This is a genomic window from Eubacterium ruminantium (genome assembly GCF_900167085.1).
Lineage (GTDB): Bacteria > Bacillota > Clostridia > Lachnospirales > Lachnospiraceae > Eubacterium_Q > Eubacterium_Q ruminantium.
In genome coordinates, this window is the sequence record NZ_FUXA01000005.1 from 84,622 (window position 1) to 97,502 (window position 12,881).

The window sequence follows — 12,881 nt, forward strand, 5'->3', positions numbered from 1 at the left end:
ATACATATAAATTTGCAAAAAAAGCCGGCCATATCATTAGTGGCGGAAAGGTGGAAATAAATGGCAAAAAAGACTTATTACATTACAACAGCGATCGCATATGCATCAGGAAAGCCTCATATAGGCAATACATATGAGATAGTTCTTGCAGACAGTATTGCAAGATACAAGAGATTTACAGGTTATGACGTAAGATTCCAGACAGGAACAGATGAGCATGGCCAGAAGATCGAGACAAAAGCATTTGAGAATTTCTCTACTCCAAAGGAGTTCGTTGATGAACAGTCAGGAGAGATTAAGAGAATTTGGGATATAATGAATACTTCATATGACAAATTCATCAGAACAACTGATGAGTATCATGAAGTTCAGATACAGAAGATCTTTAAGAAGCTCTATGATCAGGGCGATATTTATAAGAGTGAATATGAAGGACTGTACTGTACTCCATGTGAGTCTTTCTGGACAGAGAGCCAGCTTGTTGACGGATGTTGTCCTGATTGCGGACGTCCTGTAAAGCCTGCAAAGGAAGAGGCATATTTCTTCAAAATGAGTAAATATGCTGACAGACTCATTAAGTATATCGAGGATCATCCTGATTTCATTCAGCCTGAATCTCGTAAAAATGAGATGGTTAACACATTCCTTAAGCCGGGTCTTCAGGATCTTTGCGTTTCAAGAACATCATTTAAGTGGGGAATCCCTGTAGATTTCGATACTAAGCATGTTGTATATGTTTGGATAGATGCACTTTCAAACTATATCACAGGACTTGGTTATGATGTTGACGGCAATCATAATGAACTTTATAACAAGTACTGGCCTGCAGATCTTCATCTTATCGGTAAGGATATCCTTAGATTCCATACCATTTATTGGCCAATCATGCTTATGGCGCTTGATATTCCGCTTCCAAAGCAGGTATTTGGTCATCCATGGCTCAATATGAGTGGCGGTAAGATGAGTAAGTCTAAGGGAAATGTTCTTTATGCTGATGATATGGTAGATTTCTTTGGTGTAGATGCTGTAAGATATTTTGTTCTTCATGAGACACCATTTGATAATGATGGTGTGGTTTCATGGGAGCTCCTTATCGAGAGAGTTAATTCGGATCTTGCAAATACACTTGGAAATCTTGTTCACAGAACAGTTTCAATGGTAAATAAATATTTCGGTGGTGTTGTTACTGATGGTGGTATCAATATTGATCCGGATGATGAATATAAGAAGTTTATCCTTGATACAAGACTCAAGGTAAATGATGCTATGGACAAGCTTCGTGTTGCTGATGCTATCACAGAAATTTGGAATCTCTTCAAGAGATGCAATAAGTATATCGACGAAACTATGCCTTGGGCACTTGCAAAAGAAGGAGATATGGAAGACAGACTTAAGACTGTTCTTTACAATCTTGTTGAGGGTATCACAATCGGTGCTTCCCTTCTTTCATCATTCCTTCCTGAGACTTCAGAGAAGATCCTTGCTCAGCTCAATACAGAAATGAGAAAGGTTACTGAGCTTGGTACATTTGGTCTTTATCCAAATGGAAATAAGGTTGCTGAAAAGCCTGAGATGCTTTTCGCAAGAATCGATGTTGAGAAAAAACTTGCTGAGATCAACGAAAAATTCCCTGTTAAAGAGGAAGAACCTGAAGTAGTTGAAAAGGAAAAAACTCCTGAAAAAACAGAGATTCCTTCAGTTGAAACAGCGATTAAAGAAACTATTTCAATAGATGATTTTGATAAACTCCAGCTTCAGATGGGAGAAGTGCTTAAGTGTGAAGAAGTTCCTGGATCAAAGAAACTTATCTGTTCACAGGTTAAGGTTGCAGGTCGTACACTTCAGATAGTATCAGGAATCAAGAAGTTCTATAAGCCGGAAGATATGGTTGGACGTAAGGTTGTTGTAATAACAAATCTTAAGCCTACTAAACTTGCGGGAGTTTTATCGGAAGGTATGCTTTTATGTGCAGAAGATTTTGATGGTAATCTTGCACTTCTTACAGCTGACAAGGATATGCCGGCTGGATCAATGATCAGCTAATTACTTATCATTTAGGTAGAAATACCGCCGATTAAGTCCAATGTTTATAATATGGATATCTAATTTTCATGATTCGGGGGAATAATGGAATTAAAGATAAGGAGGTTACAATGAGTAAGGAAGCTAATGATACAGATGTTGCTGCTGACATCAATCAGACTGTAGACAATATCTTCGAAGAGAAAAAGAATGAGACAACGGGAGATGTGGTTGCCGAGATGGCAAAGGCAGCAGGAAATGTTGCCAGTGCGCCAGATGCTATAGAAGCGCTTAATGCCTCGGCCGCAGATGGAGCTGCCGGAAGTCTTGACGGAGAGGAAGGCACAACAATACTTACAGCTGAGATGTTGGGTATGTTGGAAGAAAATGACAGAAACGGGGCTATGGACGTAAATGGCCAGCAGGGTCAGGGTAATACTCCTTTAACTTCGAATGGATTTACACCTACAAGTATTCCAAAGCCGGCAGGTACAGTATCACCGGTTGCGATTCCTTCTCAGGTTGGAAATCCTATACCGGTGAATAATCAGATTCCTAATTTTCAGCCGAGACCTGTCGGAATTGTAGGACGGAATCAGAACCAGCCTATGCCTGCAGGTGCTGTTGGAGTGAATGGTCAGAGACCTCAGGGTACTTCCGGACAGTTCGCTCAGAATAGTGATCCAAACGGAAATGTACCAAATGGACCAATGCAGTTTGATCAGAACGAAATGAATCAGAATGGTATACCTCAGTTTGGTCAGAATAATCCAAATGGACCGGCACAGTTTGGTCAGAACGGATTTAATCAGAATTTAAATAATCAGAACGGAAGTTTCCAGGGCGCGCCGGGACAGTTCCCTCAGTTCGGCAATATGCAGAATCCAGGTGGACCGATCGTGCAGTATCCGGGTGTTCAGAATCAGCAGGGTGCACAGGGACAGTATCCGCAAGGACAGTATCCGCCGGGACAGTTCCCTCAGAGTAGCCTGATGACACCTCCTACAGGTGGAAAGCCAACACAGAAGTTAAAGAAACAGAAAGCTCCTAAAGCACCTAAGGATCCATTAAAGGAGAGCAGTGGTAAAGGTATAAAAACTACCGGAATCATAACACTTATCATTGCGATTCTTGGATGTATAACTGTTGCCGTACTGCTTTGTATTAATCTTTTCTTCTCGGATTATGCCAAGAATTATAAAGATAACGGTAAGGAACTGGCGAAAGTAGCAAGTGAAGCTCCAGATGATAAGGGTTCAGATGATAAGACTTCTGAAGATTCCGGTGATTCGGAAACACCTGATTCGGAAACACCTGATGACGAAACCGGTGACGATAGTGACGATTCAGATGATGAAGTAGATTCTGAAGAAGAAAGTGAATAGGAGGACTGAAGAGATGGTTAAGAATAAAAAGAAGTGGATCATTATTACTGTCATTTCTCTGGTTCTCATAGCAGCAGAGGTATTATTCAGCATCTTTTATCTTATTCCTTTGATGAAAGGTAATAAGGTTATAGAAAAGGTTAAGGCCGGAGACAGTGTAGGCGCGGAAGAGATAATGGATACTCTTTCTAAGTCCGACAGAGCTAAGGTTAAAGATAAAGTCAGAGATGTTGTAGTTAGCGAAACCAACAATTATATTGCAAATAACGGTGATTATGACAAGCTTAAAAAGCTTCTTCTCACTGTTGAAAATGTTAGCTGGTTCTATAATATGGCTGACGACTGCTTCACAGAAGCTAATACAAAGGAACTTAAAAGAATATATGATGAATTAGTTACAGAACTTTCCGGAAGTTCGTCTGATTCAAGAAAGAGTGATGCTCTTTTAAGCAGTCTTCATGATGTATATTTCATAACCGGTGAAGAGAAGATAGATGGTGTTGATACAATATCTAACTATCTTGAGTATTTTGATCCTACTGCACTGCAGAATTATCAGGCATATATAAAAGAATATTTCAATGATATTCTTCAGAAGGATTACGATAATTACCTTGCCGGAAATGGTAACATTGACAGAATAGTTATTGAGGCTGATATTGTTTCTAGATATTTCTATAAGTCAAAATCAGGTTCTGATCTTGCTGTAGATATTAAGTCTGAGCTTGAAACTGCTCAGACGCTTCAGGCATATATCGACAAGATGGAAGAGTTTAGTGATAACAAAGAATATGTAGAAGCGGTTAATCAGTATATTGAATGCACAACAAAGTATGCAGATAAGATTCTTGCTGAAAATGTTGAGAAAGTAAAGAATAAGCTTGATGATGCATATAAAAGAGCTATAGAAGAAGGTACAATCTATTATAATTCTAAGTTCGAAGAGTTTAAGGAGAAGAAGGATAAGGACTCTGCAAAGAAGTTATATGAGGAAGTTAAAGATCACTTCGCAGTAAATGATGATGTTCTTTCCGGATTCAATCCTGAGTGGGCTGAGTCTTATATAGCTTTTATGAACAATTATGAGAAGCATCTTAAAGATGCTCTTGCTAAAGGAAATTCTATCAAGGACTATATACCAACAGATGCAGGTTTATTTGACCTTGATACACCTAAGTCATATTCACTTTATGATCTTGATAAAAATGGTACACCTGAATTGATTATTAATGGTGAATACTATTCGCATATATTTGCATATAAGAGTGGTAAGGTTGAATATATAGCAACTACAGGAAAGCTTATCACAACAAAGGATGATACAATCTGTGCCAGAGTTTATATAAACCAGGAATTAGGCGATTATATGGCAGCAGAGAAGTATTTACTCTTTAAGTTTGATGGTAAAAAAATTGAAATCAGCAAATATACAAGCGGTGAAGTATTTAAAGACGGAACTGTTAAATATATTGTTGACGGAAAAGAAACAACAGACTCTAACGAATTTATAAAAGCGGCTCAGGATATAGTAGTGAATGCCGTTAACTATGTTCCTGAAACAGGAAAAATCGGAGATAATTACGAAAAAGAAATATCAGATTACACAGAATAATGATAAATATTTATTTCGGTCGGGGAATTTCCCTGACTGAGATAAGTATAAAATATTAGTAAGGAATGACTGGAGCTTGTAATGGTTGAACTTCAGCTTTTTTTTAACGAATTATCGAAATTATATAATTTAAATGAACTTGAGAAGGTACCGGCGCTCTTTAGTGAATGGCTGGGCTTTTGTGATGCAGAAAATGATAAAGGTTCCAGAGTTACTGTTTTAAATGAAATGATGGGCTTCTATCGTGAAAAGAGTATGCATGAAAAAGCTATAGAATGTGCCGAAGAAGCAACGAAGATCATGAAAGATCTGAAGATGGAAGGCACGGAGCCATATGCAATGACACTGTTAAATGCTGCTACAGTATATAGAGCGGCAGGAAAGTATGAGGAATCAGCTGCAAGATATGCTGAAGTTTTTCAAATATTTGATATCATACTTCAGCCGGGAGATTTCAGATTTGCAGAAGTATGCAATAATGTTTCGTTGCTTTATCAGGAACTTGGAAGATTTGATAAGGCTGTGAATGCACTTGAGAGAGCACTTTCAATCTGCAGAGATACGCCTCATAAAGAATTTGAGACAGCAGTTACTTTGGCTAATCTTGGAAATTGCGAGATTATGGTCGGAGAACTGGGGGCAGCAAAAGTTGACCTTACGGAAGCTGTAGAGATATTTACCGATGAAGGCGCCAGCGATACGCATCATGCTGCGGCAATTACAGGGCTTGCAGATATTGATCTTAAAATGGGTGACTACGAAAAAGCCCGTGACGGATATAAATATGCCATGGACATGATAGAAGGTTATATCGGTCAGAATGACGACTATAGGCGCGTTGAAGAGAAATATAAATCCATTCCGGATATAGGTTCTAAGGTTGAAAAAGTCGTAGAACAAGGTTATGGAATGAAGCTGTCGAAGGATTTTTATGAAAAATACGGAAGACAGATGATTGAAGATAAATTTCCGGAGTACGCGGGAAGAATAGCTGTGGGTAAAGTTGGCAGTGGTTCTGAGTGCTTTGGGTTTGATGATGACTTATCGAGGGATCATGATTTTGGGCCGGGATTTTCTATGTGGCTTACAGATGAAGATTATGGAAAAATTTCGGAAGCATTATCAAAAGAATATGATAAGATACTTGAAGAATATATTTCCGGAAAAGAGAATATCCGAAGTGCATACAGGAATAAAAAGGCGGAAAAGAGAAATGGTGTAAGAAAGATTTCTGATTTCTACCTTGAGCATACAGGATATCCGGAAGGCCCACTCAGTGAAAGAGATTATCTAAGTGCTGAGGAAACGGGACTTGCGGCAGCTGTAAACGGAGAGGTATTTAGAGATGATCTTGGTGAATTTACAGCTATAAGAAACCGCCTTAAGATGCATTATCCGGAGTATATAAGACTTCTGAAAGTGGCTGAATATACAACGATGCTCGGCCGAGAAGCTCAGTATAATTTTGAAAGAGTTTCGAACAGAGGAGATTATACAGCTGCGGCGCTTATGAGAGATTCAGCAGTAAGGGATGCGCTTCATCTTATATATCTGCTTAATGATACCTATGCGCCTCATGAAAAATGGCTTAGACGTGGTATAGAAGATCTTCCGCATATTTCATATGTTGGCGGACTTATTGATGATATAGAATTATCTGATATAAGAGATAAAGATAAAATAGTAAGATATTTTGAAAAACTGACATTTACAATTCTTCGCGAAATTAAAGATCAGGGTATAGTTTGGGGAAACAGTACATTTCTTCCTGATTATGCCGGTAATTTCGAAAGAAAAGCGGGTTTATATACGATGAGTATTGAAAAGCTTGCGGAAGAAGTTGCGAAGGTTGAATTCAGGGCATTTAATGATGTGAATAATGAAGGCGGAAGGGCGTCATGTCAGAATAACTGGCCGACTTTCAGGATCATGAGAATGAGCCAGTATCTTACATGGACCAAAGAAATGCTTATTCAATATATAACTGATTTTGAAGGTGTCATTTCCGAGGGAAGGAATATGATAACCGAGAAGTATGGTTATATGATGGAAACGACGGCGCCTGAAGAGTTTAAGAGGATTAAGGATAAACTGCCTCCGGTTCCCGAAAGAAAAAGGAATCTTGTTAAGGAACTCACAAAGATTGAGACGGCCTGGATGGAGGAGTTTGCCGGCAAATATCCGAAACTTTCAAAGAATGCCAGAGTTATTCATACTACTGAAGATGCCGGTTTTGAAACCTCATCTGAGACATATCAGAGAGGTGAGCTTTATTCATATAGTGATAAGATGCTTGTCATGTATGGAAGATTTATAACTGAATTATGCAAAAATAACATAAATCTTACACTTAAGATTATGGAAAATACGGTTAAAATGTATGGTTACAAAGATTTAGATGATGCTGAAGAAAAAATGAATTAAAGTTTTCGGTTAATAAGGGGAAAAGGGATATGCTGCATTTGATTTATTTGGGTATAAGCTTCGCAAGCTCTCTAATGTATGCGCTGGCCAGACATCTTTTCAGAAAGATTTCAGGATATTTTATTGTGGCAGGGCTGACTATAAGCGGATATATCGCTCTTTTTGCACTGCATGTGGCGGTATTCGTTCTGGTCGGGACGACCATAAATGAGAAAAAACTTCCAAAGAGCATACATACATTCTATAGGTGGTTTGGGCTTTTGACGCTTAAGGTTTTTGTTGATTCGTTCAGATTCAAGATAAAGATAAGCGGTAAAGAGAAACTTCCGAAAGAGAATTTTCTTATCGTTTGCAATCACAGGTCCATATTTGATCCGTTGATAGGCATAACGAGATTTAAAAAATATAATATGGCATATATATCGAAAGAGGAAAATCTGAAGATACCTTTTGTTGGAAGATATATGAAGGCGGTAGGCTGCCTTGATCTTGACAGGGAAAATCCAAGAAATGCCATAAATACGATTAATAAGGCTGCTGATTATATAAGGACGGGGCATTGCAATCTCGGTATTTATCCGGAAGGTAAAGAGAATAAAACGGATGAGCCTCTGCTTCCTTTCAGAGCAGGAGCATTTAAAGTTGCTAAAAAGGCTAAATGTCCTGTAGCGGTCATGACAATAAAAAACAGTGACAGAGTATTTCGGCGTTTTATGTTTAAGAGAATAAAAGTCGAAATGGACATTTTGGGTGTGATTGAAGCTGCTGATGTAGAAAGGCTTTCTACACAGGAAATCAGCGACATTGCATATGATATGATGCGGGAAAATCTTGCCGCATAATATAAAAGGTTAAAGTATAACAAGGAGTGAAAAAATGGATACGTTAAAAAAGGAATTGTTTAAGAAAAGTAGGAGTGAGCGAATAAAACTCGGAATTATTTTAGTTGTTATTGGTTTACCCTTTTTCTTAATCGGTTTTAGAATGCTTATCGGATGTCAGCTTGCAAGTAAGGAACTTACAAAATGTAAGGCTAATCAGGTAAGTACAGGTTACTATAAATATACTGATATTTATGGAGTTTTGGGAACTTACGGAGAAAGTTCCGTTGGAAGTAGAACTGTAGGTACAGGATATGTAATGTGCATTTATCCGGAAGGTGATATGGAACATTTAGATGAGTCACAGAATGACTGGTATTTAATGGGAATATTCTTTGATGAAAGTGACTCTAAGGTGGCTGAAAAGCTTTACAATGGATTGAATTCAGGAGATTATCAATATATTTCAGGCTCGGGAAGAGTCAGAAAGATGAAATCTGATGAAAAGTATTATTTTAAAAAGGCATGTTTAGAGGCTTATGGAGAAGAAATAGAGGATCATCTGGTATATAAAACTCTTGAATATAAAACTTTCCCAAGGATGATGGGTGGAAAAGACTGGATTATGGGACTTATGGGTTTGGCCCTTTTTGTTGGAGGTGTTATATTCATCGTAACCATGAATGGCGGCAGAAAAGAAGCTACAAACAAAATTCTTGCTTCAGGAATTAACCCGGTTCAGTTTACAAAAGATTTTCAGAGTGGTACTAAGATTGGTAAGCTCATTACAATTACTGATGATGCAGTTGTTATTCAGGGGATTTCACCAAAGGTATTTTTCTTTAAAAACCTTGTTTGGGTATATCCTAAGATTACAACAACACAGAATAAGACTTATGGAATAAAAACAAGTCAGACAAAAACATATCAGGTAATATTTACAGAGAGGAATAAGAAAGCTACACCTGTTACAGTTAATTATGTTGAGCAGGGAAAACTAGTAGAAATTGTTCATGAAAAGGCTCCATATATTATTACCGGATATAATTATGATATAGCAACAGCCGTGCAGAACGATTTTGGCGGAATTATCAATGCTGTAGACAACAAGAAAGCTGAGCTTTTACAGAAGCAGAATGAACCTGTTGAAATCAGTTATTTCGATCATAATGTTGATAAGTCTGTTGCTTCAACAGAACCAACACAGGAAAAACTTCAGTTTGGTCAGGATAATGTAAGTGAAAGTCCTGCGGCGAGCGTTCCTGAAAAGATAGCTTTTGGTAGGACTGATTTTAACACTGACAATAATGTAAGTAGTGATTATCCGGAATCAAATTACGGTCTTGGTGGAAACGGTTTTTCGTCTCCTGCAGATGAATTTGCCGGAAATAATCTTGGCGGAAGTGATCTTGGTTCAAATGAATTTGGCGGAAGTGATCTTGGTTCAAATGAGTTCACCGGAAATGATCTTGGCGGAAACACATTTGGTGGAAATGATCTTGGTTCATTGGGTGAAGGACTTGGCGGAAACAGCGCAGACATCTATAAAAACAGTTTAAACGGTAGTAATATTTCATCACAGGGATTAAATGGCGGCGAACTCGGAGGAGAAAGTCTTGGCGGCGGATACGGAAGCGGTATGAGCGATAGTCTCAGCGGAGAAAGCCTCAGTGGAGGACTCGGTGGCGGATACGGAAGCAGCATGAGCGATAGTCTCAGCGGAGAAAGCCTCAGTGGAGGAAGTCTCGGCGGTGGATACGGAAGCAGCTCAAGTGACAGCCTCAGTGGAGGAAGTCTTGGCGGTGGATACGGAAGCAGCTCAAGTGACAGCCTCGGAGGAGGAAGTCTTGGCGGTGGATACGGAAGCAGCTCAAGTGACAGCCTCGGAGGAGGAAGTCTTGGTGGCGGATACGGAAGCAGCTCAAGTGACAGCCTCGGAGGAGGAAGTCTTGGTGGCGGATACGGAAGCAGCTCAAGTGACAGCCTCGGAGGAGGACTTAGTGGCGGATACGGAAGCAGCATAAGTGACAGTCTCGGAGGAGGAAGTCTTGGCGGCGGATACGGAAGCAGCTTAAGCGACAGCCTCAGTGGTGGAAGCCTCGGAGGAAGCAGTGATTTAGGCAGTAACAGTCTGAGCGATGCCGGATTTGGAAATACTGTAGATTACAGTGATATGCCTAAATTTGAAGATTGATCTATTTAACTATAATAAATATCTTGAAGTAAAGCGGCATTATAATGTATAATATAAGCCGCTTAATGACCGATTTATCTGACCTGAGTTTTTAGGTTGGTGCGGTAATAGATAATGATCTAGAGATTATGCCGGAAGTAACAAAATACTTTTAGCTTCAGAGCATCTATAAAGGGAGTAAGGAAATGTACAAGATTATTCAGAAAAAGGCTCTCAATCCAACGGTAACACTTATGGAAGTTGATGCACCGTTAGTTGCGAGAAAGGCTGAGCCTGGCCAGTTTATCATTCTTCGTGCAAGCGAGGACGGAGAGAGAATTCCTCTTACTATCGCCGGTTATGACCGTGAGAAGGGAACAGTTACTATTATTTTCCAGATTGTTGGTGGTGCTACAGAAACTCTTAATGCACTTAATGAAGGTGATTTCATTCACGATTTCGTTGGTCCACTTGGCAAAGCTACAGAGACAGAAGGACTGAAGAAGGTTGCTGTTGTAGGCGGTGGCGTAGGTTGTGCTATAGCATATCCTGTTGCAAAGAAGCTTCATGATATCGGTGTGGAAGTTCATTCAATTGTTGGTTTCAGAAATGAAGATCTTATAATCCTTGAAGATGAGTTCAAGGCTGTTAGTGATAAATACGTTCTTATGACAGATGATGGTTCTGCCGGAGAAAAGGGTCTTGTAACAAATGCTCTTGAAAAGCTTATAGAGTCAGGAGAGGAATATGATGAAGTTATTACTATCGGACCTCTTATCATGATGAAGTTTGTTGTTGGAGTTACAAAGAAATATAATGTTAAGACTGTTGTCAGCATGAATCCGATCATGGTTGACGGAACAGGAATGTGCGGTGGATGCCGTCTTACAGTTGGCGGACAGACAAAGTTCGCTTGCGTTGACGGACCTGATTTTGATGGTTTCGAGGTTGATTTCGATGAAGCTATGGCGCGTTCGGCTACATACAAACCATTTGAACAGAAGGCTCGTGAAGAAGCCTGCAACTTACTTAAAATGGAGGTGAAGTAGAAATGCCTAATATGTCATTGGAAAAGAACAAGATGCCATCACAGGAGCCTGATGTAAGAAATAAAAACTTTGATGAAGTTGCTCTTGGTTATACAGCCGAGATGGCTATAGATGAGGCAAACAGATGCCTTCATTGTAAGCATAGACCATGTGTATCAGGATGTCCTGTTCAGGTTGATATTCCTGAATTCATAGAAGAAGTAAAGAATGGTAGATTTGAAGAAGCTTATCAGATAATCAGCCGTTCAAGCTCACTTCCTGCTGTCTGCGGACGTGTATGTCCACAGGAATCACAGTGTGAGCAGAAGTGTGTTAGAGGAATCAAGGGCGAGCCTGTTGCTATCGGTCGTCTTGAGAGATTCGTAGCAGATTATCACAATGCAAACTTTAAGGATGCACCTGTAAAGCCTGCTTCAAATGGTCACAAGGTTGCCATCATCGGTTCAGGTCCTTCAGGACTTGCGTGTGCCGGTGATCTTGCAAAGAAGGGATATGATGTAACTATCTATGAAGCACTTCACCTTGCCGGAGGAGTTCTTGCATATGGTATCCCTGAATTCAGACTTCCGAAGTCAATCGTTCAGAAGGAAATCGACGGACTTAAGGCTCTTGGAGTTAAAGTTGAAACAAATGTTGTCATCGGAAAGACAATTTCTATAGATGAGCTTAAGGATGAGTTCGGATATGAGACAGTATTTATCGGTTCAGGTGCCGGACTTCCTAAATTCATGAATATTCCGGGAGAGAACCTTAACGGAGTTTATTCTGCAAATGAGTTCCTTACAAGAATCAATCTTATGAAGGCTTATCTTGGAGATTCAAAGACACCAATCATGCGTCCAAAGAGTGCAGTAATCGTTGGTGGTGGTAACGTTGCTATGGATGCTGCAAGATGTGCAAAGCGTCTTGGCGCAGATGTAACAATCGTTTATAGAAGAACAAAAGAGGAACTTCCTGCAAGAGCAGAAGAAGTTGAGCATGCAGAGGAAGAAGGAATCAAATTTGCATTCCTTAACAATCCTGTAGAAGTTATTGGTGAAAATGGATGGGTTAAGAGCGTTAAGTGTCAGCAGATGGAACTTTCTGAGCCTGATGAATCTGGAAGAAGAAGACCGGTTGCTGTTGAAGGTGCATTTAACGAGATTGAATGTGATTGTATGATCATGTCAATCGGTACTTCACCAAATCCACTTATCAAGTCTACTACTGAAGGCCTTGATACACAGAAGTGGGGCGGAATCATCGCTGATGAGGAAACAGGTCTTACTTCAAGAGAAGGCGTATATGCCGGTGGAGATGCAGTTACAGGTGCTGCTACAGTTATCCTCGCAATGGGAGCAGGAAAGGCTGCTGCTAAGGCTATGGATGAATATATGCAGAATCGTGCAAAATAAT

At 39.6% G+C, this 12,881-nt stretch carries 8 protein-coding genes; all 8 read left to right on the forward strand.

What is annotated here, in order from left to right:
* Positions 1 to 60 precede the first annotated feature (60 nt).
* The 8 genes from metG to gltA all read left to right on the forward strand — a co-directional run bounded on the left by metG (position 61) and on the right by gltA (position 12,880).
* A complete protein-coding gene (metG, locus tag B5D25_RS03215) occupies positions 61 to 2,043 on the forward strand; it encodes a methionine--tRNA ligase (protein WP_078786348.1) in 1,983 nt (660 codons plus the stop codon).
* A gap of 110 nt (positions 2,044 to 2,153) precedes the next feature.
* Positions 2,154 to 3,407, forward strand: a complete 1,254-nt coding sequence (locus tag B5D25_RS03220) for a hypothetical protein (RefSeq protein WP_078786349.1) — start codon at positions 2,154 to 2,156, stop codon at positions 3,405 to 3,407.
* Positions 3,408 to 3,420: 13 nt separating this feature from the next.
* Positions 3,421 to 5,019, forward strand: a complete 1,599-nt coding sequence (locus tag B5D25_RS03225; protein ID WP_078786351.1) for a hypothetical protein — start codon at positions 3,421 to 3,423, stop codon at positions 5,017 to 5,019.
* An 81-nt stretch (positions 5,020 to 5,100) separates the two neighbouring features.
* On the forward strand, positions 5,101 to 7,443 hold the full coding sequence (locus tag B5D25_RS03230) for a DUF4125 family protein (protein ID WP_078786353.1): 2,343 nt from the start codon (positions 5,101 to 5,103) through the stop codon (positions 7,441 to 7,443).
* Between the two features lie 29 nt (positions 7,444 to 7,472).
* A complete protein-coding gene (locus B5D25_RS03235) occupies positions 7,473 to 8,285 on the forward strand; it encodes a lysophospholipid acyltransferase family protein (RefSeq protein ID WP_078786355.1) in 813 nt (270 codons plus the stop codon).
* Between the two features lie 34 nt (positions 8,286 to 8,319).
* Entirely contained in the window at positions 8,320 to 10,458 is a 2,139-nt protein-coding gene (locus tag B5D25_RS03240; protein WP_078786357.1) for a DUF6709 family protein, read from the forward strand.
* 185 nt (positions 10,459 to 10,643) lie between these two features.
* Positions 10,644 to 11,486, forward strand: coding sequence for a sulfide/dihydroorotate dehydrogenase-like FAD/NAD-binding protein (locus B5D25_RS03245; protein WP_078786360.1), 843 nt, complete (start codon positions 10,644 to 10,646; stop codon positions 11,484 to 11,486).
* Between the two features lie 2 nt (positions 11,487 to 11,488).
* Positions 11,489 to 12,880 carry an NADPH-dependent glutamate synthase gene (gene gltA, locus B5D25_RS03250; protein ID WP_078786362.1) on the forward strand — a complete coding sequence of 464 codons (1,392 nt, stop codon included), beginning with the start codon at positions 11,489 to 11,491 and terminating at the stop codon, positions 12,878 to 12,880.
* The last annotated feature ends 1 nt before the right edge of the window (position 12,881 follow it).